Source organism: Ktedonobacter sp. SOSP1-85, assembly GCF_016587415.1.
Taxonomy (GTDB): Bacteria; Chloroflexota; Ktedonobacteria; order Ktedonobacterales; family Ktedonobacteraceae; genus Ktedonobacter.
Map to the genome: position 1 here is coordinate 691,199 of NZ_BNJI01000002.1, position 25,164 is coordinate 716,362.

16 protein-coding genes and 1 pseudogene are annotated in these 25,164 nt (G+C 53.9%); 13 read left to right on the top strand and 4 right to left on the bottom strand.

The window, feature by feature from the left end; translation table 11 throughout:
- Positions 1-101 precede the first annotated feature (101 nt).
- The 5 genes from KTE_RS31280 to KTE_RS31300 all read left to right on the top strand — a co-directional run bounded on the left by KTE_RS31280 (position 102) and on the right by KTE_RS31300 (position 7,335).
- Positions 102-2,216, top strand: a complete 2,115-nt coding sequence (locus tag KTE_RS31280; RefSeq protein ID WP_201388475.1) for a glycoside hydrolase family 2 protein — start codon at positions 102-104, stop codon at positions 2,214-2,216.
- Between the two features lie 127 nt (positions 2,217-2,343).
- Positions 2,344-3,408, top strand: a complete 1,065-nt coding sequence (locus KTE_RS31285) for a sialidase family protein (protein WP_201388476.1) — start codon at positions 2,344-2,346, stop codon at positions 3,406-3,408.
- A 26-nt stretch (positions 3,409-3,434) separates the two neighbouring features.
- Positions 3,435-4,484 (top strand): family 43 glycosylhydrolase, encoded by a 1,050-nt coding sequence (locus KTE_RS31290; RefSeq protein ID WP_201388478.1) that lies wholly within the window; start codon positions 3,435-3,437, stop codon positions 4,482-4,484.
- Between the two features lie 328 nt (positions 4,485-4,812).
- Positions 4,813-5,853, top strand: a complete 1,041-nt coding sequence (locus tag KTE_RS31295; RefSeq protein ID WP_201388480.1) for a sialidase family protein — start codon at positions 4,813-4,815, stop codon at positions 5,851-5,853.
- 375 nt (positions 5,854-6,228) lie between these two features.
- Positions 6,229-7,335: a glutamate-cysteine ligase family protein gene (locus tag KTE_RS31300; protein WP_201388482.1), complete on the top strand. Its 1,107-nt coding sequence runs from the start codon at positions 6,229-6,231 to the stop codon at positions 7,333-7,335.
- Between the two features lie 379 nt (positions 7,336-7,714).
- On the opposite strand, the gene KTE_RS31305 is transcribed toward KTE_RS31300, so the two are convergent.
- Positions 7,715-9,619, bottom strand: coding sequence for an ATP-binding protein (locus KTE_RS31305; protein ID WP_201388484.1), 1,905 nt, complete (start codon positions 9,617-9,619; stop codon positions 7,715-7,717).
- Between the two features lie 229 nt (positions 9,620-9,848).
- On the opposite strand from KTE_RS31305, the gene KTE_RS31310 reads away from it, so the two are divergent.
- The 3 genes and pseudogenes from KTE_RS31310 to KTE_RS31320 all read left to right on the top strand — a co-directional run bounded on the left by KTE_RS31310 (position 9,849) and on the right by KTE_RS31320 (position 15,119).
- Positions 9,849-10,556 carry a response regulator transcription factor gene (locus tag KTE_RS31310; RefSeq protein WP_201388486.1) on the top strand — a complete coding sequence of 236 codons (708 nt, stop codon included), beginning with the start codon at positions 9,849-9,851 and terminating at the stop codon, positions 10,554-10,556.
- Between the two features lie 487 nt (positions 10,557-11,043).
- Positions 11,044-12,364 (top strand): annotated as a pseudogene (locus KTE_RS31315) (RNA-guided endonuclease InsQ/TnpB family protein).
- A 397-nt stretch (positions 12,365-12,761) separates the two neighbouring features.
- Complete coding sequence (locus tag KTE_RS31320; protein WP_201388488.1) at positions 12,762-15,119, top strand: phosphoketolase; 2,358 nt, start codon at positions 12,762-12,764, stop codon at positions 15,117-15,119.
- Between the two features lie 98 nt (positions 15,120-15,217).
- On the opposite strand, the gene KTE_RS31325 is transcribed toward KTE_RS31320, so the two are convergent.
- Positions 15,218-15,922, bottom strand: coding sequence for a response regulator transcription factor (locus KTE_RS31325; RefSeq protein WP_201388490.1), 705 nt, complete (start codon positions 15,920-15,922; stop codon positions 15,218-15,220).
- Positions 15,915-17,273 carry a sensor histidine kinase gene (locus KTE_RS31330; protein WP_201388492.1) on the bottom strand — a complete coding sequence of 453 codons (1,359 nt, stop codon included), beginning with the start codon at positions 17,271-17,273 and terminating at the stop codon, positions 15,915-15,917. Before KTE_RS31330 ends, KTE_RS31325 begins: the two co-directional genes overlap by 8 nt.
- Before the next feature lie 308 nt (positions 17,274-17,581).
- On the opposite strand from KTE_RS31330, the gene KTE_RS31335 reads away from it, so the two are divergent.
- The 5 genes from KTE_RS31335 to KTE_RS31355 all read left to right on the top strand — a co-directional run bounded on the left by KTE_RS31335 (position 17,582) and on the right by KTE_RS31355 (position 24,582).
- A complete protein-coding gene (locus KTE_RS31335; protein WP_201388494.1) occupies positions 17,582-18,349 on the top strand; it encodes an ABC transporter ATP-binding protein in 768 nt (255 codons plus the stop codon).
- Positions 18,342-21,578 carry an FtsX-like permease family protein gene (locus KTE_RS31340; protein ID WP_201388496.1) on the top strand — a complete coding sequence of 1,079 codons (3,237 nt, stop codon included), beginning with the start codon at positions 18,342-18,344 and terminating at the stop codon, positions 21,576-21,578. Before KTE_RS31335 ends, KTE_RS31340 begins: the two co-directional genes overlap by 8 nt.
- A gap of 19 nt (positions 21,579-21,597) precedes the next feature.
- Positions 21,598-22,104, top strand: coding sequence for a hypothetical protein (locus KTE_RS31345; RefSeq protein ID WP_201388498.1), 507 nt, complete (start codon positions 21,598-21,600; stop codon positions 22,102-22,104).
- Positions 22,105-22,553: 449 nt separating this feature from the next.
- Positions 22,554-23,222 (top strand): AAA family ATPase, encoded by a 669-nt coding sequence (locus KTE_RS31350; protein WP_201388500.1) that lies wholly within the window; start codon positions 22,554-22,556, stop codon positions 23,220-23,222.
- Positions 23,223-23,418: 196 nt separating this feature from the next.
- Positions 23,419-24,582, top strand: a complete 1,164-nt coding sequence (locus KTE_RS31355; protein ID WP_201388502.1) for a site-2 protease family protein — start codon at positions 23,419-23,421, stop codon at positions 24,580-24,582.
- Positions 24,583-24,662: 80 nt separating this feature from the next.
- Here KTE_RS31355 and KTE_RS31360 read toward each other — a convergent pair whose 3' ends face one another.
- Complete coding sequence (locus KTE_RS31360; RefSeq protein WP_201388504.1) at positions 24,663-25,124, bottom strand: carboxymuconolactone decarboxylase family protein; 462 nt, start codon at positions 25,122-25,124, stop codon at positions 24,663-24,665.
- Between the last annotated feature and the right edge of the window lie 40 nt (positions 25,125-25,164).

Below are 25,164 nucleotides of genomic sequence, written 5' to 3' on the forward strand. Positions count from 1 at the left end.
CCAAGCTGGCTTGGACTCTAAAATGCAGAGGGTGCGAATTGGGAGGGGAGTTAGTCCATGCAAGCATGGACCCTACATTCTGGTAAAGGTTACAAAACACTATGGTTACTAATAGCAGGCGTGAGGCTTATCCACGCCCAGATTTTGATCGTTCGCATAGTTGGCTCTGTCTCAATGGAGGCTGGGAATTTCGGCCCGATCCCGAGGGAGAGGGAGATAAAGCGCATTGGGAGCAGCCAGGAGCGGCGCAGTGGCCCCAACAGATCCAGGTCCCATTCGCTTGGGAGAGCAAAGCCTCCGGCGTGGAACGCGAATGGCTCTCGCTTGGCTGGTATCATCGCCATATCGCTCGTTCCCAGGCATGGGAAGGCGAGCGCACCATTCTGCATTTTGGGGCCGTCCACTATCACTGCCGGGCATGGGTGAATGGGCAGTTCGTTGGCGAGCATACGGGAGGCTACACCCCCTTCGCATTTGATATCACCGATGCGCTCCAGGATGGTCAGGGTGAGCTTATAGTGCGCGTTGAGGCCCCTCTGGATAAACGGGCCATTCCTCACGGCAAACAGCGTAGCCAGCCCCATGATGACTACTATGAGTGCCAGTTTACCGCCAGCAGCGGCATCTGGCAGACGGTCTGGCTGGAGGGGCGCCCCGCGACCTATATTAAGCGCATTCAGCTCTCAGCATCCGCTTCGCTCGATAGCATTCAAGCCCATATTGAGCTAGAGGGCGCATTACCAGCGCAAACACTGCTGTATATACAGCTCGAAGGCATGGAGGAAGAGTGTATTCCCGTTGAAGGGAACGCCTCGCTAACCCACAATTTGCCAATTACACAGCCAAGGCTCTGGACACCAGCCGATCCCTTCCTTTATTACGTCACATTCCGGCTTGAGAGTCCTGCTGGCAGCGACCGGGTACGAGCTTATACCGGGTTACGCAAAATTGAGGTACAAGGAAAATACCTCTTTCTCAATGGTGAGCAGCTCTACCTGCGTGGCGCCCTCGAACAGGGATACTGGCCTGAGAGCGGCTATACCGCGCCCAGCGACCAGGCCTTGCGCCAGGATGTTGAGATAGCGCTAAAAGCTGGCTTCAACCTGATGCGTAAACACATCAAGCTGGAAGATCCCCTCTGGCTCTACTGGGCAGACCGCCTGGGCTTGCTGGTCTGGGCCGAGCCTCCCTGCTATGGGCGCTTCTCAGAGGAGGCCGCGGCAATCTTTGAGGCCCAGCTCCCTCTCATGGTTGAGCGCGACTACAATCATCCCAGCATCATTCTCTGGGGTATTTATAACGAAGAATGGGGCCTGGACTGGCGGAGCGCCGAGGATCACGAGAAACAGGAAGCCATCATTCGCGCCTATGATCTGCTGGCCGCTTGTGACCATAGCCGTCCCATTATCGATGATTCAGGCTGGAATCATGTAAAGACCGATGTCCTGGACTGGCACTATTATGACGAAGATAACCAGCGCTGGCGCGATATCACAGCGGCCCTGGCAAGCGACAACACGACCTGGTTCGGCCATCAGCTAGGCGTTGATCACTGGTACGAGACCCAGCTCAGCGTGGCAAACCAGGATCACAACGGCCTGCCACTACTGAATGGTGAGTATGGAGCGGGAAGAAACGCGGAGGAGCGGGGCTGGTATTTCCGCTGGCAGACGCAGGAGCTGCGCCGCCACACCGCGATAAGCGGATACATCTATACCGAACTCTACGACGTCGAATATGAACTCTGTGGCCTCTACGATGCCGAAAGACGCCTCAAGCCCCTCGGTTGCGATCCCGCGTGGGTAAACGCAGAAACCACCTTTATCTTTGATTTCCTGCCCCAGCGTCCCGGACTGGATTACATTGCCGATGGTGGTGAACTGGAGTTTGGGCTACAACTCTCGCACCAGGGCGCGCAGGCGCTAGCTGGCCAGCTTACCTGGTGGTGGGGAGAGGCTTCAGAGCAGAAGCAGAACCAGGCTTTGCGTATTGAACCCTTTACCATAACGGAACCATTTGTTTTGCACGCGACAATGCCCGTGGATGATAAGCGTGGAACGCTGCATCTACAGCTGCTGGATGAGCAAAATCGCGTGCGTGCTTATGCCTTCCTGGATGTTGCTCAGGCGCAAGAAGCGAATCTTGAGGCCACCCACGAGCCTGGAGAGGGCCTGGCCTTCTCCGAAAAGGGTATCTCCCAGGTGGCCAACGGATAAAATCATTGGGTTATGGTGTGGTTGCCGGGCTGGCCAGGCCAGCCCGGCAACCACACCATAACCTGGCGAGCCACGGAGTGGCGAGAAGTATCGGAGTTGATACGGACAAAAGGAGAAAAGGATTTCTATGCAAAAGTTTGTACAGCGATGGCGCTGGCTTGTCTTGTCCCTGGCAGGTGCCATACTCAGCGTCTTTATGCTTACATCCACCGTCTACGCGGCTGGACCTATCAACTGGTTCGTGATCAGTACCGTCAGCTCGACGGATGGACCCGCCTGGGGACGCATGCTACCCTGGGATCAGCAGGGAGACAACCTGGTAACCTACACCGCCTATCCCTCGGGCAGCAACCCGGTAATTAAGGTCGCGCGGAGTAATCCTGCTAACCCAGGCTATGTCGATATCGCGAGCATCCCTTCGCCGGCTGGGCACATTCAGGAGCAGTCGCAGATGGTGCAGATATCCAATGGCGACATTCTCATGGCCATGCGCAACCGTCAGACGGATCTCAACTGGTACGGCCTGCCCATTGTCAAGAGCACCGATGGCGGCTATAGCTGGAACTTTGTGAGCCAGCTAGACACGAATCCCAATTCGAATGGGCGCTTTGACCGAGGCCTGTGGGAGCCATTCCTGTATGTGCTACCAAACGGCTGCGTCGCGGGCTTCTATGCCAATGAGAAGCATGCTGAAGACAACCCATCCTACAGCCAGGTTGTCTCGGAGCGTGTCTCCTGTGACGAGGGGCAGACATGGGGACCGGAGATCTATGCCGCCGCTCAGCCCGGCTCGGCCCGTCCAGGTATGCCGGGTTTCGCGCGCATGGCAAATGGTCAGTATATCCTGGTGTTCGAGGTCTGTGGCACCGATAACTGCAATATCCATTACAAGTTTTCTAACGATGGCACGAGCTGGTCCAATGACCTGGGAAGTACGATCCCCAATCAGCAGAGTGGGCCATATGTAACCGTGCTTTCCAGTGGACGCATCCTGGTCACCTCGGCCTGTACCAACCAGATCTCCATCAGCGATGATAATGGCAGCACATGGTATCAGAATGATCCACCAGCCTGGAACACTGGTTGCTCGACCTGGCCCGCCATCTATCAAACTGGCTACAACCACTCAAACGAGGTAGGTGTCATTGTGAACATTGACAATGCGATCAAGATTAACTTTGGCAACTACTGATCAATTAGGAAAGGAAGAGAGACGGCATGGCCTCTACTCGAAATAAGCTTCTCCCCTGGGTAGCTACACTGCTCTCGCTCTGGTTGCTGGTAGTGGGTTGCACGTCGTCCAATTCATCTATGCTAAAATCAGATGTATCTCTGCGCAATCCAATAGCGCCAATCGCGGACCCATTTATTGTCAGGCACGCAGGAAGCTATTATCTCATTGGCACGCGAACCGGGAACTCGCTTGAGATATGGCACGCGCCGCGCCTGGAGGATGTGGGCAAGACCTCGCAGACGATCTGGACGCCGCAACAGGGCGAGCCAGCTTTCCAGGTCTGGTCCCCCTCGATGTTCCTGCTAGACTACCATGGAAGCAAGCACTGGTTTGTTTACTTTACGGCAGCCATGCACGATAAAAACGAAGATCACCGTATTTATGTCTTGCAGAGCGAGGGCAGCGATCCACTCGGACCATACACCTATAAGGGGCAATTGGCGGGGACCGATGACACCACCGCTATCGACGCCTCCTTGCTAGAGCTAGACAATAAGCTCTACCTAATGTATGTGCTGGAAAAAGGCTCAAACGCCGTCTATCTCGCACCAATGAGCGACGCCTTGACGGTCAGTGGTGAGCCGCGTTTAGTCATCGATCCAGACCAGCCCTGGGAGCAAGGGGACCAGGCATACTCGCACTATCCAGTCGCTGAGGGACCCGAGGCCCTCTATCACGATGGCAAGACCTTTATTGTCTACTCGGGTAGCGACACGGGTAACTACAACTATTGCCTGGGGCTTATGATCTATAAAGGCGGAAATCCCTTAGAGGCAAAATCCTGGGAGAAGAAGGGGCCGGTTTTCCAGTATAGTAGCGATAATGGCGTCTTTGGTCCTGGCAGAGCACACTTCACGACCTCGCCAGATGGCAAGCAGTCCTGGATGGTCTACCATGCCAAAACCAGCGCCGATTTTACCTATGCTGGCCGCGAAACGCGCGCGCAACCATTCACCTGGAACGCGGACGGAACACCAAATTTTGGCACCCCCGTCAGCGTGAAAAACCCGCTAGAGCCACCCGCTGGAGAATAAAAGAAAAGAGAAAGGCGGCCATGTGTCCGGGTGTACGCTCGGACACATGGCCGCCTTTCTCTGGCTACCCTGTGGACTTGCTAGCCCCGCGTTTTCCTCAATTCCTTGACAAATTATAAAAAATAATGTTACATTTAGTTTGGTTCAACGTTGAACCAAAAAATGCAAAAGACTAGCTTCATAGCAGCTTTACAGGAAGAGAACGCGAGTTCATAGATTATTTTCTGTATGAGCATGCATCGGAACAAAAACGCATATTGCTTCAGTATTCATATCAAGGAGGAAAAAATACTTGATGAAGATGCTCATTTCACGATGGAAGCTACCCATGATTTTGTTTATGAGCCTTGTTGCCAGCTTATTGATTGCTCCACCTGCAGCCTATGCATCTTCCAGTAGTGGCCCTATCAACTGGTCTACTACCGTGACAATCAGCAATACACGCAATCCTGCCTGGGGGCGTATGCTGCCCTGGAATAAACACGGTGAAAACTTGATTACCTACACAGAGTATCCAAGCAGCGGCCCTTTCGTAATCAAAGTAGCTACTGTCGACAAAACAGCAGAACATTACGACATCATTTCCTCTATACCTTCGCCTGCTGGTTATGTACAAGAGCAGTCGCAAATGGCGCAACTACCCGACGGCACAATCTTGATGGCAACACGTAGCCGCACGACAGACCTTAATTGGTTCGGTCTTCCAGTTTTCAAGAGCACTGATGGAGGCCATACCTGGGTACTACTGAGCCAGTTAGATACCAATCCAAATTCTGCCGGGCGCTTCAACCGTGGCCTGTGGGAGCCGTTTCTATATGTGTTACCCAATGGCTGTGTCGCTGGTTTTTACTCTAGTGAGAAGCATGCTGACGACAATCCATCTTACAACCAGGTTGTATCGGAGCGTGTCTCCTGTGATGGAGGGACAACGTGGGGACCGGAGATATTTGCAGCAGCCCAGCCTGGAGCGGCACGACCTGGTATGCCTGTAATGGCGAGAATGGCGAACGGGCAATATATTCTCGTCTTCGAACTCTGCGGGACAGATAATTGTAATGCTCATTACAAAACTTCGAGCGATGGCGTGACTTGGTCAAATGACCTGGGTACAAAGGTTCCAGATCAATACAATGGTCCCTATGTGACCGTCTTGCCAGGTGGTCGCGTTGTGCTCACCTCGGCTGGCTCCAACCAAATCTCGATCAGTGATGACAATGGAGCCACGTGGTACAAAAACGATCAACCGGCCTGGTATACTGGATGCTGCACCTGGCCCGCCATTTACCAGGTTGACAATAATAAACAAGAGATTGGCGTCATTGTGGGTTTAAACGGAGCACTTACGATGAGGCTTGGTCGCGTAAAATAAGCAACTGAGACATAACGGCTGCACTTGCTTAGCCCACAAAGCAGCCACATAGGGAACCGCTTCGCATAATGCGAAGCGGTTCCCTCATAATAGGTTCAGGATTTGAATCACACTCGCGCTAGATGCCGCTTTTCTCTTTGAGAGGACTTTGTCGTATGGCTGTAGGATAGAGAGAGAGATCGATACCCTTGACTGATTGCTCTATGCCGTGTACTATTTTACCGATAAATATATTTTTGTTCATAATGATGCCTACGCTTGTTTAACTCCATTAAGTTATTTCTAGTGGTGTGGTGCAGGGTGGCAGCCAAAGGCTGCCACCCTGCACCACACCACTAGAAATAACTTATACTAGCTTCAGTCTGAGGAGCCGAGATGTTTGCATTTGGCATCGAGCATGAGGTCGCCTTTCTCAACCGGCAAGGAGTTTTCGCCGATTATACCAATACCACCTTTGAAGAGTTTGATCGGATTGTAGCGCAGTTACCACGTTATGAAGCGGATTATCCGCAGCTACGTATCGGGGATGCTGGTATCAAGGTCAAGCGCTGGTATATCGAGGGCTTCGAGCGCTATAGCCTGGAGGGAAGGGTCACTGCCTGTCCCCCCAAGGGCATCGAGATACGTACAACCATCCATTCATCCATCGCGGGCGCGGTGCAGGAATTGACGGAGAGCTTTGACCTTCTGAGGCAGGTCGCACACGCAGAGGGCTTTACCCCGGTGCTTGTGAGTTATCACCCCTATCAGCGCGCCTTCACACCCAATCCACCCCTGAATGCCTACGAGCAGCAGCGCCGCGTGCTCTCGCCTGAGAAACGCACAGCCTTTCTCCCCATGGTGACCTATGGTCCTGATCTCAACCTGTCATTACAGGGGATGAGTAACGCCGAGATCATTGACGCGGGGAAGAAGCTGACCTACTATAGCCCCTTTATAGTGCCTTTTAGCGCAAGCTCACCCTTTTACGAGGGAAAGGCCTGGGAAGGGCTTTCGGTGCGCACCTTTATTCGTACAGGTATCCGGCCCGCCACCATGGTTTTTCTCGAACGCCCTGAGGACCTGATTGCAAGCTCGCCCTCGCTGACCAAGCCTGCGCGCCTCCCAGCTGAGGTGGGGCGTATCGAGTTCAAGGCCTGCGATAGCTGCGCGGACTTCACACTCTACTCTGCACTGCTGGCGCTCCTCAAGGGCCTGCTACTGGATGAGACCCTGCCAGAACGACTGCTAGTACCAGATACGGCTCTACACCAGGTGACGGCCCGCAAAGGCTTCGCGGATGCGCGCATTGAAGAGGGAGCGTGGCATCTCCTTGAGGCCGCGAGCAAGGCACTATGTGATGATTCCGATCACGCCTACCTGCGCCCCCTCTATGCCCTCCTGCGCGAGAAGAAGACGCCTGCCCACGCGCTCATTCAAGCTTACCAGAGCACAGGATCAATTGAAGAGGCACTTCAAACAACCTATCCCTCTACAGCGTAAAGGTGATCCGAACAGGCTTGTGGGAAACGCCCGAATTGTTGATAGGGACCCGGTTTAGCGCGTCCAAAGGCGATTCATCGCCTTTGGACGCGCTAAACCGGGTCCCTACCGAATTTTGAGCTCTCCCTCGCACTGTATACAGCTCGGCAAGCTCGGCAACTTGTTCGAACAAAATTTCCCAGCAGAGTATTCTGAAACGCCCCGAAAAGCTCTAGTATTCGCGTTTCATGTGGAGTGGTGCGCCGCCCCAGTGGCGCATGACGTTTCATTTATCGCGCGCCTATGGTTACCGGGGGTGAAGGGATACAGGCATCCTCGGATTTTTTTAAAAGAGCATAAGCACGCGCCTAAATATGATGACATGGGGCATCTCGTATCATTATATGTAGGCGCGTGCGCTTGCCCCCGAATGGGGGTTAGCAGCGCCATCCCCCGCACCGTCCGCCAGTACCTTTTGCGAGGAGGAGACGGGGAAAGAGAGGTAGAAGGTTGAACCCTCTCCCTCCATCGACTCAAACCAGGTATGCCCGCCATGGCGCTCCACCAGTTCTCGGCAGAGGTAGAGGCCCAGACCCGTGCCGGCAATCCCCTCGTTAAGCGCATTGTCCGCGCGCATAAAGCGACCAAAGATCTGCCCCTGCTGCTGCTCAGGAATACCAATGCCTGTATCTTTGACGCTTACCAGCACCGTATTCTGCTGGTGCGCATCCACGTCGATCTGGATGGCCCCGCCCAGGGGGCTATACTTGATCGCATTGCCAATAATATTCGTCAGCACCTGCTCAATACGCTGCTGGTCGATATCGACGACAAAGTGGTCGGTAAATATATGTAGCGCCAGCGTATGGCACTCGGTGGTGACTTGCAGACGCATGACAACGCGCTTCAGCAACGCGATCAAGTCCACAGGCTCAAAATGTAGTTGCAAGCTGCCGGTCTGGAGACGTGCAACATCCAACAGGTCCGAAGCCAGGTCTACCATGCGCGATGTGGCCTGGTCAATGTTCTGGAGCGCCTCCACCTGCCATTCGGCTAGTTCGGCCCCCTTGCCGCGCGCGGTCTGCACCAGCAAGGTTTGAGCAAAGCCCTTCAGGACCGCCAGGGGCGTACGCAATTCATGGGCCGCGATAGCGATAAACTCATCCTTTAACCGCTCAGCCTCGGCATAGGCCATCAAGCGGCGTGTCTCGGTCACATCATTCCAGACAATCACGGCGCCCGAGGCCTTTAACGACTGCTCCTCCTTCGTCGTACGGTGCCGGGGATGCATGGGAACAATCGAGGCCTTGGGCAGATGTAGTGGCGAGACATTGACCATATACTCGCGCACCTCGTTATTGGAGGTATTGACCATGACCGTAAAGTTCAGGTCACATCTCTCCGTCGTCGCGCTCTGAATCGGCCCCGCGAGCATAGCCGTAATCTCTTGTCTGTGATTCTGCTCATCTTGAAGTAGTTCGCGAATATGGCGCGCGGCCAGGTTCTCGCGCAGTATACACCCATGCACATCCATCAACATAACCCCGTCGGCGATATGCTCAAAGATGGCATCCGTCTCCAGCACATGAATATGGGCTGAGTGATAGAGCCGCGCGTTATCCAGGGCAATGGCCGCCTGTGTGCCCAGACCAAGCAACAGGGCCTCATCCTCCTCCGTAAAATGATCCGGCGCACCATGACCCAGCAGCAAGCCTCCGCGCACGACAGATGAGCGATCTAGCAAAGGCACACCCAGAAAGCTCCGCACCACGGGATGGTTCTTAGGCACCCCTACGCTGAGCAGTTTCTCCTTCGAAACGCGCCCTTGCGCATAGTCCACAGCAGCCTGCCGTCCCGCTTTAATCCACTCAGGCGACATATCGTGGTGATGCACACCAGCCGTACGCCCATGCACCAGAACATCCGCTATGCGCACCGGCACCCCCTCCCAGAAAATGGGCGCGAGCAGCCCCTCGCCCTTGAAAGACATATGCTGGAAAAAATGCTCTTGCTGAGGCGAAACCCCCACGACCGCCGCCAGGTAAAACGCATTCCCGCCAACAGGGGTTATCGGCTGACCAAACTCATTCAGGGGGCGCAAGGTAAAGGCCGCGAACTCCGCTCCCGTCAACTGGCAGGCCGTCTCAGCGATCAGGTGCAGCAACTTCTTCTCGTCTAGCTCGCTAGAGAGCGCGGTTCCCACTTTATAGAGAGCGGCAAACTTGCGGGCGCTCTGTTCCGCACTCTGGCGTCGTTTGACCGCAAACCGTCCCCCCAAACGTTGCAACCATAAATTGTTTTTCAAATAAGAGCTTACTTTCATGAGTCTATAATAATAGAATTTAAGGTGGATAACAAGATAAAAGGTATTAAAACCTCGTGAAAGAATTCTCGCTCCACTTTTTTGTTGAGATAAACACTTTACAAATAGAGGCGTTTCCGGCACAATACATGCAGATACACACATGATAGAGATACGTGTGTTCTGTCTGGCTACCACTACATATCTCCACGAGAAGAGGATGCATAAACATATGCCTGCCAAAAAAACTGTCATTCTCACCGCTGACGACGACTCACAGCTTTTACGGCTCGTCTCGCGCAACCTGGAGCTAGAAGACTATGAGGTACTCACAGCCAGCGACGGGGAACAGGCCCTGGCCATCGTAGAGAAACAGCTTCCCGACCTTATTTTACTTGATGTTATGATGCCCAGGGTGGATGGCTTTACAGTCTGCAAGCATATTCGTGAGTTCTCAATGGTACCCATTATCATCATTACGGCCCGTGGCCAGGATCGCGACAAGGTCAAGGGGCTGGACCTGGGTGCCGATGACTATCTGACCAAACCTTTTAGTATTGAGGAACTCCTGGCACGCGTGCGCGCGGTCCTACGCCGCTCACGCTTCAGCGCCAGCGAGCCAGGCCAGGCTACACGCATGCAAGCCAGCATCGGCGAATTGACCATTGACTATTCACAGCATCTTATCATCAAGGGCACAAAAGAGCTCTCCCTCACGCCTATCGAATACCGCCTGCTTGCCTACATGGCACAGAACATGGGGCGCATCGTCACTCATGACCAGCTACTCGAACACGTCTGGGGGAGCGAGTACATAGGCGAGAGCCATATGCTCCAGGTCAATATCAACCGCCTGCGCCGCAAGCTGGAGCCCGATCCCTCGCATCCACGCTACCTGCTCACCAAGGTCGGCATCGGCTACCTCCTCGCCTCCCCCTAGGCCCGCTACTTGCGTACGCGGCTACTGGAGCAGTCTGCTACCTGAAGCACAACTTCGCCCTCCTGCATGGGCAGTGCGCCTTAAACCACAAAAAAACAGTCCCGCTACCCATCCAGGTCGGGTAACGGGACTGCTATAGCGGGCAAGAGAGTGAGAGGTGTCTGCTGTCTCTCCTACCATCATATGTAGACGCGTGCTTCAGCAGCGTCGTCCCACCCTGCTGTCTCCCCTATGACGGTATCATCATATGTAGACACTTGCTTTGGAAACCTTACCTCGCGAATAATTTTATGCACCGTACCTATATTAAGCATTTCGTATCACAAATTTATCACCGAAAACGCCGCAGGATGCCTCTGCCCTTTCAGGCATGGGGAGGAATGCGGCGTTCCTTTGGAGGTGGCTTGGGTGGAATATGCCGTAGACATGCTTTCATCTGCTCATGTATTGTTGACAGTCAGATGAAAACAATGGTATAATTCAGAGTATGAAAACGGTATTAACAGCGAAACTTAAATTGAATACAACGCCCGAGCAATTCAAGGCATTACGCACAACGCAACTGGCGTATCGTGATTCACTACAACTATGTGAGCCAGTACGCCTTTGCGAATGGCAAATTGAGTAATGCTCTTCGTTTGCAAGATGCCACCTACGAAGAGATCCGTCTCCGTTTTCATCTGCCTTCGCAAATGGCCTGTTCTGTTCCTCGCCAAGTTGGTGCCACCTATAAAGGCTTATGGACAAAGGTGAAGAACAATGCTGCTCATCGTAAGGCAGGTCTCACCAAGAAACGGTATAAAGGGCTTGATCAGGCTCCTACGTTTCTCTCTCCCACGTTGACCTACCAGTATAAGAAAGACTACACGTTCAAGAAAGAGCAGCACGTGAGTCTTCTCACGCTCGATGGACGTATCGTTGTGCCCTATACTGGCTACAATAAGCATGTGGCATTGATCCAGCGTGGTACGGAGATTGGTGCATCGAAACTCTGGTATGACAAAGCCAAGAAGCAGTTTTACCTCCTTGTCTCCCTGGAAGTGGAGACGGCTGATCCTACCCCAGAAACACACAAGCAGGTCGTTGGCGTGGATGTGGGGATGCGATACCTTGCCGTCACGGCGACAATGCAAGGCAATTGCACCTTCCATGCTGACACCTCCATTGTTGCTAGATCCCATCACTCTGCACGACTGAGAAAGCGTCTGCAAAAGAAAGGCACTCGTTCCGCGACGAGAAGGCTCGTTGCCATCAGTGGACGAGAGAGACGGTTGAAAGCAAACGCCAATCATGTCGTGAGTAAACGGATTGTGAAGCAATATCCTCAAAGCTTGATTGGACTGGAGCATCTGACAGATATTCGCGAGCAGACCAAACGACGGAAAGGCAAGCGAGCCAGTGCAAAACAGCGCAAAGCCAATCGTGCCTTTTCCAAATGGTCCTTTGCAGAGTTGCACAGTATGATCGCTTATAAAGCGCTCTTGCATCAAAGTATGGCGATCAAGGTGGATGCCAACTACACCTCGCAGGCCTGCCCCAAATGTGGGCATACCTGCAAAGAGAATCGTCCACACAAGGGCTTGCTCTTTCTCTGTCAGAATTGTCAGTACACGCTCCATGCCGATCTGGTTGGTGCAAGAAACATTGCGATGCGAACGCTTCTTATCCGGCAAGACTGGATAGGAACGGGCCTCTTGTCAGTACGCCCTGATGTGTCGGACGATGAAGCCAAAGCAGCACGCCTGAAAAGGTATGCTGAATTGCGGTGGAGTTCAGACACAACTCCAAGCCCTCGGCTTTCGCCGTAGGGTACTGACAGTCTCACATTTTACTCACATGAGTATTAAAAATTTATAAATGTAGCAAACAAACTTATGATTATTTAGCATTTAGGCATGTATATTTGCTGTACAAGCGTTGAAAAATTGTCATAGAATAATATACATAGCACATAGTTTGCTTATGCCAAGCGTAACGCATACATGCAACCACACGTGTTAGAAGTGGCTCGCGCAGGCACCAAGAGGCTGTAGGGTCCATGCTGGCATGGACTCCGAGGCCCGCAGGCCGATACCCCATACAGCAATTCGCTACGCTCGGAGTCCATGCCAGCATGGACCCTACATAAACTGTGCAATAGCCCTTTGTAAGGATATAGCTCTCATAAAAGTAGAAAGCATAATTCTCTGTATCAAGGAGAGTGTCATGGCGCAACTCGACCAGCCTCAGCTTGAGCGCATGCATCGTTACTGGAACGCGGCCAACTATCTGACTGTCGGTCAGATCTATTTGCAGGCTAATCCTCTCTTACGAGAGCCACTTTGCCCCGAACATATCAAACCCCGCCTGCTGGGTCATTGGGGGACCTCGCCTGGTCTGAGCTTTATCTATGTCCATCTTAATAGGCTCATCAAGGAGCGCGACGCGAATATGATCTACCTGGCGGGACCCGGCCACGGTGGACCCGCTATCGTGGCCAATGTCTATCTGGAGGGCACCTATAGCGAGGTCTATCCCCATATCACACAGGATCACGATGGGATGCATAGGCTCTTCCGCCAGTTTTCCACTCCAGGCGGCATTCCCAGCCACGTCAGCGTTCCTACCCCTGGCTCCATTCACGAGGGCGGTGAGCTGGGCTATGTGCTCTCGCATGCCTTTGGCGCGGCCTTCGATAATCCTGATCTAATTGTGGCGGCGGTGATCGGCGATGGCGAGGCGGAGACCGCGCCGCTTGAGGGAGCCTGGAAGAGCCTGAGCTATCTCAATCCCATCCGCGATGGCGCGGTCCTCCCCATCCTCCACCTCAATGGCTATAAAATCTCCAGTCCCACGGTGCTGGGGCGCGCCTCTGATGAGCGCATTCGCAGATTAATCTCTGGCTATGGCTACGATGTGCATTTCCTGGAGGGCGACGATCCCATGCAGATGCACCGCGCCTTCGCCGAGTTACTTGATACCTGCTATGAGAAGATTCACGCCTGCCAGGAGCATGCCCGCTCACACGGCGTCCAGGGCGTGCCCCCCTGGCCCGCGATCATTCTGCGTACTCCCAAAGGGTGGACCGGGCCAAAGGAGGTCGATGGCAAACGCATCGAGGGGACCTACCGCGCGCACCAGGTTCCCATCGACGGAGTCAAAAACAATCCAGAGCATCTGCATATGCTCGAAGAGTGGATGCGCAGCTACCAGCCAGGCGAGCTCTTTGACGAGAACGGAAAGCTTATCTCCGAACTGGCGAAGCTAGCACCACAGGGCGCGCGCCGCATGGGCGCCAATCCTCACGCCAATGGTGGTCTCCTGCTTCAGGATCTACATCTCCCACTCTTTACCGATTACGCCCTGGGTGTCAAGAAGCCCGCCACGGAGCAGCATGAGTCCACGCGCCAGCTCGGCATGTGGATGCGCGACATCTTCTCCGCCAATAAAGAGCAGCAGAACTTCCGCCTCTTCTGTCCCGACGAGACCAACTCCAACCGCCTGAGCAATGTGTTTGAGGTCGAGAATCGCTGCTTCGTCGAGCCAATTATCAGCGATGATGACAATCTCTCGCCCGATGGGCGTGTGATGGAGGTCTTAAGCGAGCATCTCTGCCAGGGCTGGCTAGAGGGCTATCTCCTCACCGGACGCCATGGCATCTTCGCCACCTATGAGGCCTTCGCCATGGTCTCGGCCTCCATGACCATCCAGCACTCTAAGTGGATGGAGGAGGGCATCAAGCTCCCCTGGCGCGCAGATATCTCCTCGCTCAATATCCTGCTGACCTCAACCTGCTGGCGCAATGACCACAACGGGTTCAGCCACCAGGGACCCGGCCTGATCGATACCGTGCTCTCCAAGAAAGGAACCGTGGCGCGTATCTACCTGCCACCCGATGCCAACTGCCTCCTTTCGGTGGCTGATCACTGCCTGCGCAGCCGCAACTATGTCAACCTGATTGTGATCGATAAACAGCCCCAACTCCAATGGCTCAATATGCAAGATGCCATTGACCACTGTACACGCGGCCTCTCGACCTGGCAGTGGGCCAGCAACGACCAGGATGTTGAGCCGGACGTGGTCATGGCCTGCGCGGGCGATATTCCCACCCTGGAGACCGTCGCGGCGGCCTGGTGGCTACACCAGCACATCCCAGAGCTAAAAGTACGCGTGGTCAACGTGGTCGACCTGATGACGCTCTATCCCCCCTACCTCCATCCTCACGGCATGGAGGAGGCCAAATTCGTCGAGCATTTTACCGAGGACAAACCGGTCGTCTTCGCCTTTCACGGCTATCCACGCGCCGTTCACGAAATCGTGCACGGTCGCGCTAACGAGGAACGCTTCCACGTACGCGGCTTCAACGAAGAGGGCACAACCACGACTCCCTTCGACATGGTGGTGCTCAACGGCATGAGCCGCTACCACCTCTGCATTGAGGTGTTGCGCCGCGCCCAGCGCGTTCGTGGACTCACTCCGGCCCTGATCGCCGAATGTAACGACCTGCTTGCCAAGCACCATACCTACGTCCGCGCTCACCTCGAAGACATGCCCGAGATCCGCGACTGGACCTGGACTGATTAGCGATATAACATAGGGGTGATAGCGTGATGATGGGCTGGCGAAACCAGCCCATCATCACGCTATCACCCCTATGTTATGCGAAGCACCGCAGGTGCAAGCTAACGAGACAGGAGTCCTCGTTCAAGCGCGACCGCAACGGCTGAGGTACGTGAGTCGACCCCAAGCTTGGTATAAATACTGGTGAGATGCGCCCCCACCGTGCGCAGGCTGATACCAAGTTGGGCCGCAATCTCTTTGCTGCGCTCGCCGCTCGCCACTCTACGCAAAACTTCTAGCTCTCTCTCGCTTAGCTCACCCTCGCCACTCCTCCTGGCCCTTGGAGAGGGACGCTGCTCCTGAGAAGCATGAGAGAGCAGACGCGCCACAATTCCCGGCTGTAGCAGCGTTTCTCCACGCGCCGCGCTCCGTATGGCCTGAAACATTGTTTCACTACTGGTGTCTTTCAGCAAATAGCCGCAAGCGCCGGCACGCAGACCGCGTAACATAAGATCGTCCTCGTTATAGGTAGTCAAAATAACGATCGCGATATGCGGCCATTGCGCTCGCAAATGAGTGATCGCCTCCAGCCCATCCATTCCTGGCATACGCAAATCCATCAACACTACATCGGGTTGCGCCTCTTTGACGACACGAAGAGCGCTTGCTCCATCTGCCGCCTCCCCCACCATGACAAAGCCCTCACCCAATATCTCTAGCATCATACGCAAGCCTTCACGCACGACCTGATGATCGTCTACAACGACGACACGGATTAGCCCCTGCTCATGCTGATTCGCTTTCATACGCGTATATTCTTCACTCATGACGCACCTCTTCCCAGGCCATTTCACGCTGTTCTTGCGGATGCTGCTCCGAGGAGAGCAGGCAAAAGAAACGCAGGGTCGTTCCCTTACCCGGATCACTGCATACCTCAAAGCGAGCCCCGATCAGGCGCGCGCGCTCACGTAGTCCGAGCAAACCGAAATGGCCAGGTAGCTGCTGCGCCTGGGCAGGAGCAAAACCAACCCCGTCATCGCGTAACATAATGATTAGCTGTTGTCGCTCACACACGGCACTCAAAAAAACGTTATGCGCCTGGGCATGCCGCACAATATTGCTAAGTCCCTCGCTAATCATTCGCTGGATATGCTCATACGAGGCAGGAGGTGCCATGGTCAGGGCTTCGATATCACACTCACAGGGAATGCTTGTGTACTCAGTAAAGCGTTTGACCTCCTGCTGGATAGCCTCTTGCAGGTCGAGGGAACCAGGGGTTTCGGCGCGCAGATCGTCAATGACGTTGCGAGCCTCTGTAAGGGTTGCACGCGCACGCGCCATCGCTTGCTGCACAATATCGCGTGCCTGTCTAACTTGCTCGCGTGCGAGCAAACCATTCGTCGTCTCCAACTGCATAGTAATGGCGACCAGGCCTTGAGAGAGCGTGTCATGCAACTCACGTGCCAGCCGCTGACGTTCCGTAATCAGCGTCAGGTCTTGTACCTGGGCTGCGTAATCCTCAAGCTGTATATGCGCCTCCTCCAACTGCGCATGTGTATGTTCCAGTTCGTGGTGCGCCTGTTCAACCTCACTGAGCAACTCCTGATCACGCTGGTGAGCCTGTGCGCGTTGGCGGTAGAGGAGAAGGCAGGCAACGATAAACATCAGAATGACCAGGAAGTTGGCGGACTTGACGAGGGCATTCTGGAAATTGGTTGTAAATAGACCTTGTTGTGGAAGAGTCGCAAGCGTATATAAAACAAGGTAGCTACCAGAGATGATAATCGTCGGGCGCGTCCACTTAAGCAAGCTCACCGCCTCAAGCGTTAATGCGAGAAAGAGCGTTGAGATCGCAAACTGCGAGCCAGTAACTACCAACATACTCTCTACGAGTAACGCCTGGACAAGAAAATAGACCCAGAGGTAACGCTGCTTGAGATGCCCGTAGAGCGCGATCCAATGCAGCGCACCATGGAACAATAATCCGCAAGAGACAAACACCAGGTCTCCAAGGACTGAGTAGAGTCCCGCCGCTCCATTTTTCCCCATCACGCCCATAGAATCTTGCATAGCCGACAGGTACATCAACACACTCTGAGCATACACAACTCCTACCCATACCAGGAGAAGCCAGCGCAAAGGATGTTTCTGACTGACAACTATATTCCGCTGCTGCATCTTACGTATTGCTCCATTTTATAGGGCGTTCTCGGCGCCTACGTCGCTTCATCTGGGTATAGGCTGCGATGTGCAAATGCCACAGCTTATACCCAGACGAGTGATATTACCCAAGTATAGCATCGCTCACTAGAAAGCCAAGCTGTCAAAGCATGCATTCTTGATTGCAGAGTTGTGCAATACAGGTTTGATCAATGAGGTTTGCATGGATATACGATGTCTTCCGCCTCAATGTTGCGTACAGTTTAAACAGGTCCAGTACCGTGTAAAGTCTCTATTAAGCGCTATACGTAATAGGAGCAGTAATTATGTTTGTACTAGAAATACAGGCGCAAAAATCAGATATTATTGAGGCCATTGATGTGCGCAAAAATTACGCTACAGGAAAATTACATGTTCAGGCCTTGAAAGGTATCAACCTTCACATTCGGCAAGGCGAGGTTGTGGCAATCATGGGTCCGAGCGGATGCGGAAAAACCACACTTCTCAACTGCCTGAGTGGGCTCGATAATGTCTCTTCCGGCATCATCAAAATCGCGAGCAAGGATATTCGCAGTTTCTCAGACCGCGAGCTTACCGCCTTCCGCGCTCGTGAAATGGGTTTCATCTTTCAAACTTATAACCTGCTACCGATTCTCACCGGATTGGAGAATGTTGAGTTACCTCTTCTCGCCAGCGGAGTGCGGGCGAAAGAGGCTCGTGAACGAGCCCTACTCAGCATTGAACAGGTTGGCCTGAGCGACTGGCGCTCCCATCGTCCGGCCGAGATGAGCGGAGGTCAACGTCAACGCTTCTCCATCGCTCGTGCCCTCGCCACAGCCCCCTCTATCATCTGGGCCGATGAGCCAACAGGTGCGCTCGACAGCCAGACCAGCCAGGAGATTATCGATCTGATGCTCTCACTCAATCGCGATTACAACCTGACCTTTGTCTGGGTAACGCATGCACCTGAGGTTGCTCGCCAGGCTCAGCGCCTGATTATGATGCGCGATGGTTCTATTGTGGAAGATCAGCCACTTTTAGCAACCGGGTCCCCCTTAACCGCAATTCAGCAGAGTGGAGAAAGCCATGCATAATATTATCAATGACCTCTCTCCTACGATCCTCGTCGCCTGGCTCGGACTCATTACCGGTACATGTCTTCTCGGCATCCTGTTATCAGGAAGCCTGAAACCATTTTTGCTAAAGATGGGCGCGCGTAATGCCGTGCGCCGCCCCCGGCAAGCCCTGCTCCTGGTATTCGGTCTGGCACTGGCAACTGGCATCATCGTGGCCGCGCTTGGCATCCAGGATAGTTTTAACGCCTCAATGGCTCCCTATCGCCTGGCACAGATGGGCAACGTTGATGAATCGATCACTGGAACCTTCACGCAACAGCAGATCGCTACTTATCAGGCGCAGATACGGCAGCAACACGACGTGCAGGCGATCTCAGCGCTTTTCTATGTGCATGGGGCTGGTGGCTCAAATGTCTGGTCAAGCCGTACAGGTACCTCCCTGGGGAGTCTATCCACCTACGCTATTCCCCCGGACTTCGACACTGTCTATGGTCCACTTACCGACAGCCATGGGCAGCGTATCCACTTCGCCGACCTGCGTCCAGACGAGGTCTACCTGAGCAAGACCCTGGTTAGCAGTTTTGATGTACAACCAGGAGATACCTTACAAATCCAATTCTTCTTTAGTGGCGTGGGAAAATTCATATCGACAAGCGCTCGTGTACGCGCCCTGCTGCCTAACGACTTGGCCTTTACTTCCGGTGAACTGGCTAGCAACAATCCCGCAGGAGAGATCATCTTACCGCTCGCTACCTTGCAGCGATTGGCAGCCCAACAGCTTCACCAGGATTTTATTGTGAATACCATTTGCGTGAAAAATGTAGGCAGCGGGGGCATGGATGATATTGGGCCCGCCGGAGAACGTAGCCAGGCCGTACAGAGCGCTCTCAGCCATATCGTCGGCGTACCCGTTCTCGATGTAAACGGCGGCCTTGACCTCGATACACAATTTAATGATGTGCTAATTCATCCGCTCAAGCCGGATATGGTGCAGCGTTACGGCGTACCTTTAAGCTTCGCCTTACGCCAGACAAGCGCCGCGCAGCAGCTCCGCTTCTCCATCCCCCTCCTCAGCGATCTCCTGGTTGGCGCGGCGCTGCTTCTCCTGGTGCTCCTCTTCCTCTTACTGGCCGCTGAGCGACGCTCTGAACTGGGTATCAGTCGCGCGCTTGGGCTTCAGCGTGGACACCTCATCCAGCTATTATTACTTGAGGGCTGTATCTATACCCTGGTAGGAGGCTTACTCGGCATTCTGTTGGGGCTGGGTATTATCGCCGCTCTGTTAGCACTTCTCTCCTCGGTTCCGCAATTAGGGGGCGCATCCATAGCGCTACACGTCTGGGTGAGCTGGCAGAACCTTGGAACGGCCTATTGTCTGGGTACACTGGTGGCGCTACTTGCCATATTCCTTAGCGCTATCTGGATCAGTAGCACAAATATTGTCGCGGCTATCCGCAATCTCGATGAGCCACCTACCCTTACAGCTCGTTTATCACAACTTGTGCTCGCGCTATGGCTACCACCTCGCGACGAAGCTGGTTTGGTAATCCCTGAAACCCTGGCGCGCCAGATAGGGCGACGAGTCGAGGCCATAGGGAGACTGCTCTGGGGACTCTTTGCTCGCGGCGTACTTAGCCTTCCGCTAGGACTTTACCTGCTTCAGCAAGGCATGTTCCAGGAGCAGATCTGGTTACAACACCTTGGCATTACCCTCGCCTGTGCCGGAGCCTGTCTGTTCATTGCCTGGCTCCTTCAATGTATCAAGATACCTTCTAGCTTCGCGCGCCGCCTGGGCTTTACGCTCCTGGGGTTAAGCTGGCTGGCTTTCGGCCTCTATAAAAACATTCTCCTGGGCTTCTTTATCGACGTTCCAGGTGACAATGAGCCATTTCTGACGCTGGATACGCTGTTGAGCACACTCACGCTCGTGAGTGGAGCAGTCATCCTGGCGATGTCCAATGTTGATCTCCTACTTCACGCTCTTTCAGCACTTATACGACGTGTACGTGGCCTGGCGCCTATCAGTCGTACAAGCCTGGCCTATCCGCTAACATTCCGCTTCCGCACTGGCGCGACCATCTTCTTGCTGAGCCTGGTCATGTTGCTTGTAACTTTCTTTACCACCATCAATCTGGTAGACATTCAGCACAATCAGCTAGACACCATCACAGGCGGTTACCAACTTGGCATGACAGATTCCAGGCCAGGACTGGAGCAACAATTTCAGTCTACGCCCGAACTACAGCAACAGTTTCAGCGTATAGCATCCCTACACGCACTGCTCGGCATTATCAAAGGCAATCAGGTAGCCCTCAACGTGCCACTACACCTGCATCTGCCCAACGGCGACACCACTCTTAAGAGTCTGATGCCAACTGAGGCCAGTGACGCCTTCCTTGCTAGCACCCAGCTTCCCTTTCTGGCACGTGCCCAGTCCTATACCTCTGACCGCCAGGTCTGGGACACGCTACAAAATCAGGCTGGATATGCGGTGTTGCGCTATGACACCGATGCGCCAGGGCTACCTACAGGCAATGGTTTTAAGCCCTTTACGGTTGATATTCCTGATCGCACAGTCCCTCAAGGCGTGCATTATCATCCTGTGACCATTATTGGCATCCTCGCGCCCGACACCTATTATCCCTCCCTCTTCGTATCTCAGCGCACAGCACGTGATCTTGTGGTTGGACAGTCAGGTAAAGGGAAGGACAACATCACGTACTACACCTACCTCTTCCAGGAACGGAATGGGGCACAGAACAGCCAGGCCATAGGCGTGCTGAACCACATCTTCAGTCCGGGCAATCGACGCCTGGCCTTTCAGGTACTCGATCCCAGCGAGGGCAATACGGCCACAGCTATATTAACGCTAACTATCACAGGATATCTCGGCCTGGGACTGATCTTTGGCATCCTGGCAATCGCCATCATCATCAGCCGGGCAGTAGTTGAGCGACGACAACAGATTGGTATGTTGCGTGCGTTAGGCTTCTCGCGTGGATTAATCCTACGCTCCTTCTTGCTAGAAGCGAGCATCATTGTCACTCTGGGTCTGCTGCTTGGGACGCTGCTAGCCTGTGGCCTCGCTTACCAGGTCTTTACTGCCTACTCCGAGAACTTTCCCTTGCCCATCTTACCCTTGCTGTTGATACTCCTGGCCTGTTACCTGGTAGCATCTCTCGCGACCATTTTCCCGGCTCGCCAGGCTGCACACCTCTCGCCAGCGGAAGCTCTGCGCTATGAATAAAGAAGGGAACAACTTCGCCATGCCAGCACCACAAATTGATCTCAATAAAAAACCTCAAGCCAGGTCCAGTACATGGGGCAAGCTGCTGCTTGTCGTCGGACTGACCGCTATTATCCTGCTAGGTGGAGGCATAATTCTCTGGCAGGTAACGACACGACAGCCTGCAAACCATGTGACTCAAGATGAAGCATCTTCAAGCAACTCGCAGGGTAAAAACACTGCCTGTGGTCCTCGTCTCCCTATGGATAGCATCTTACAAGAGATAGCTAACCAGCTTCAAATGAACCTCGACCAGGTCAAGCAACAGGTACGCGCAGGGAAGAAACTCCGTGATCTCGCCGCAGGCAAGAACATCTCGCTTGTCCGCCTGCATACTATTGAAATACAGGCCTTCGAGGATGGAAACAACCAGTGGCAGCGCCAGGGTTGCCTCTCGCCACAGGATTACAAAGACAACCAACAACGCTATAGCGTCTTAACTCCCCTGCAACTAGATGACGAAGTTACTGACACTCTCACCCACTAAGATCTTATTCCGAAACCCAACCCCCATTCGGGGGCGCAGCGCCACTTGCGTGTCTAGCGCTTCGCGCTCAGGGTTTTCGGAGAAGTAGTAAGATACATTTGCTATGTTCCAGGGTCCAGGCATGCCTGGACCCTGGACTTTTTTCGTCAGATACGGTGCATTCGCCAGATGAAATATTCTTTCCCCGTATGCCTCAACAGCCTTCCCTGCCTGCAAGCAGAACTATACAATAGGGCATCCCAATTTCAAGCGCGTCCCTAAAGGCAAAAGGCAGGATTTACATATTTTGTATACATTGTGTCAATTCTTTATTCAAACCTTTGACATATAGACATAAATAATGAATAATAAGGAGACAAGAGGGCGATCTTCCCAACGCTCTCATTGGCAATCCCGTACAAGGCGTACTCACTGGGTGGTCTCCACCCCTGGCAAGATCGAGGGCACATATGAAAAACGCGACTCCTGGTCTCACCTGGCTGATTGAGCACATCCTCCCTCGGGGAGAACTTACCGTTATGCAAGGCCCGCTCCACGTTGGTAGATCGCTGCTCCTGCTCGATTGGGCGCTCTGCTCCGCCACTGGCAAATCCTGGTTTGGGCATCTGGTTCATCCTGGTTCAGTAGCTTTCTGCTCCACCGAGAAATTGCAGGACCTTGGACAACGGGCACGCGCCTGGTACACAACCTACCAGGCGGACATCGATCTCCCCGTCCAGCACACTCCCATCTCCTTCTTTGAGCTAGAGGCTCTCTCTGAAGAGAACTATCTTGTGGCCAGTGAACAGCTCGTAGAAGAGATCAAGGACATGCAGGATCCGCCATCGCTCATCATCCTGGATGTCGAAGGCACCAACGAACGCCAGGCACGCGTGCTTGCCTACCGCTTATGGCAATATTTCGGCGCCACAGTCCTGCTAACCTCCTCCGATTCCTCCCGCGATGATATCCTCAAGCTCGTTCCCTCTGGCTATAAAGATGAGCAGGAGTTCCTCTTGCATTTCCCCGGCACCTATGGCACCTCTGCGCTCCAATTGCGCCTGCAATCAGTTGCCAGGCCGGGAAAGGACTTTCCGCCCTCACACATCATCGAATGTAGCGACCAGCAAACAGCTTAAGGGTGATATGGTAGTGTGGAGCGTCCTGGGTCAGGACGCTCCACACCCTACCCCTTACGTCCCCAGTATGCTTTCTTCAACCCCCCTTTCAATTGCTCACTACTTGCAAAAGCAAGGGAATGGTAACCAACTTCTGGCTTTCTCCGTGATCAGAGTAAGAGTACCTGTACCTGGTGATATCACAAGGAGTACTGTCATGCCTGGCTCATTTCGCATCGCTACTATCGCGGGCATTGATATCCATATCAATCTTAGCTGGATTATTATCCTCTTGCTCCTGACCGTCTCACTCTCGACCGGCCTGTTTCCTCGATCTTTTCCGGGCTTTACGAGTAGTACTTATTTTCTGCTCGGCCTGGTCTCGGCGCTGCTCCTCTTTGTCTCCGTGCTCCTGCATGAGCTGGCGCATTCGTTTGTCGCGCGAGCGCGTGGCCTGCCTGTGAAAAATATTACGCTCTTCATCTTTGGCGGTGTCTCTAACATCGAGCGCGAGCCACGGAGCGCGGGGGCTGATTTCCAGGTCGCAATCGTTGGCCCTCTGGCCAGCCTGCTCATAAGCGGGATCTGTTACGCGCTCTGGGCCCTCTTGACCAGGGGCGCGGATAACCCTATCGCGGCCATCTTACTCTACCTTGGGGCAGCCAACCTATTGCTCGGCCTCTTTAATCTGATTCCCGGCTACCCGTTGGATGGCGGGCGCATCCTGCGCGCCATTGTCTGGAAGTTTACGGGCAATATCAATCGTGCCACGAATATCGCCGCCGCTATCGGGCAGGTGGTCGCGATCAGTTTTATCATCTGGGGCATCTTCCTCTTCTTCGGCGGAAACAGCTTTGGCGGTATCTGGATCGCCTTTATCGGCTGGTTTATGCTTAGCGCCTCTCAAGCGGCACGTGCCCAGAGCACCTTCGAGGATACCTTCCACAATATTACCGTTCAGGAGGTCATGAGCCATAATGTAATCCTCATTCCCGCCAATATCTCGCTCCAGCGCCTCATCGATGAGTATATCCTCCCGCAGGGTCTGCGCTCGGCGTTGATAACACAGGGCGAGCAGTTCGCGGGCCTGATCACGCTCAGCGATATTCGCCATATCCCACGCGAACAATGGGCCACTACCCCTGTTGGCTTCGTTATGAAGCCAGTCTCCCAGTTACACGTTGTCGCACCAGGGCAGAATCTGCGCGATGTCATCACCCTGCTCAATGACCGCGACATCAACCAGCTCCCCGTGGTCGAAAATGGCCGCCTGCTGGGCATTTTGAGCCGCGATGCCGTCCTTCGCGCGCTTGAGGTCCGCCGCCGCCTGGGCATCAAGCAAGAAACCGAACAGGACCAGCACCAGGCCACGTCCTCATAAAAACTGTAAAAAAAGAGAGTATCCAGGCTCGCGGGTGGAAGACCTGCGAGCCTGGATACTCTCTTTATGTCACAAAACCGTTAGCGCTGCTGCGCGGGCTGGTAAGTTCCTGGCTCGGAGCGGAAGCCAACTCCGAAGCGGTTCCAGCCATTGATGGCGACAATAGCCAGCGTCAGGTTGGTCAGCTCCTCATCATTAAATTGGGCATGCACGCGCTCATAAAGCTCATCGGGGACATCATTGCTCGGCAGCAGTGTCAGGGCCTCGGTCCACTCCAGGGCCGCCTGCTCACGCTCGCTATAGAATGAAGTCTCACGCCAGACCGAGAGCAAATAGAGACGCTGCTCGCTCTCCCCCGCCGCGCGCGCATCCTTCGTGTGCATATCCATACAATAGGCGCATCCATTGATCTGCGAGGCGCGGAACTTGACCAGTTCCAGAAGGGAATGCTCTATGCCACAATTGCGCACATAATGCTCAAGCTGGTACATCGCTCTCACTGCTCCGGGCGCGGCTTTAGTATATTCTATTCGCTGGGTCATATAATCCTCCTTCAAATTCATGTCACTGTTCATCTTGGAT

What these genes read in the sequence shown, in the direction of transcription:
- KTE_RS31280 (WP_201388475.1), top strand. Translation starts at nt 102, where the DNA reads ATGGTTACTAATAGCAGGCGTGAGGCTTATCCACGCCCAGATTTTGAT.
- KTE_RS31285 (WP_201388476.1), top strand. Translation starts at nt 2,344, where the DNA reads ATGCAAAAGTTTGTACAGCGATGGCGCTGGCTTGTCTTGTCCCTGGCA.
- KTE_RS31290 (WP_201388478.1), top strand. Translation starts at nt 3,435, where the DNA reads ATGGCCTCTACTCGAAATAAGCTTCTCCCCTGGGTAGCTACACTGCTC.
- KTE_RS31295 (WP_201388480.1), top strand. Translation starts at nt 4,813, where the DNA reads ATGATTTTGTTTATGAGCCTTGTTGCCAGCTTATTGATTGCTCCACCT.
- KTE_RS31300 (WP_201388482.1), top strand. Translation starts at nt 6,229, where the DNA reads ATGTTTGCATTTGGCATCGAGCATGAGGTCGCCTTTCTCAACCGGCAA.
- KTE_RS31310 (WP_201388486.1), top strand. Translation starts at nt 9,849, where the DNA reads ATGCCTGCCAAAAAAACTGTCATTCTCACCGCTGACGACGACTCACAG.
- KTE_RS31320 (WP_201388488.1), top strand. Translation starts at nt 12,762, where the DNA reads ATGGCGCAACTCGACCAGCCTCAGCTTGAGCGCATGCATCGTTACTGG.
- KTE_RS31325 (WP_201388490.1), bottom strand. Translation starts at nt 15,922, where the DNA reads ATGAGTGAAGAATATACGCGTATGAAAGCGAATCAGCATGAGCAGGGG.
- KTE_RS31330 (WP_201388492.1), bottom strand. Translation starts at nt 17,273, where the DNA reads ATGCAGCAGCGGAATATAGTTGTCAGTCAGAAACATCCTTTGCGCTGG.
- KTE_RS31335 (WP_201388494.1), top strand. Translation starts at nt 17,582, where the DNA reads ATGTTTGTACTAGAAATACAGGCGCAAAAATCAGATATTATTGAGGCC.
- KTE_RS31340 (WP_201388496.1), top strand. Translation starts at nt 18,342, where the DNA reads ATGCATAATATTATCAATGACCTCTCTCCTACGATCCTCGTCGCCTGG.
- KTE_RS31345 (WP_201388498.1), top strand. Translation starts at nt 21,598, where the DNA reads ATGCCAGCACCACAAATTGATCTCAATAAAAAACCTCAAGCCAGGTCC.
- KTE_RS31350 (WP_201388500.1), top strand. Translation starts at nt 22,554, where the DNA reads ATGAAAAACGCGACTCCTGGTCTCACCTGGCTGATTGAGCACATCCTC.
- KTE_RS31355 (WP_201388502.1), top strand. Translation starts at nt 23,419, where the DNA reads ATGCCTGGCTCATTTCGCATCGCTACTATCGCGGGCATTGATATCCAT.
- KTE_RS31360 (WP_201388504.1), bottom strand. Translation starts at nt 25,124, where the DNA reads ATGACCCAGCGAATAGAATATACTAAAGCCGCGCCCGGAGCAGTGAGA.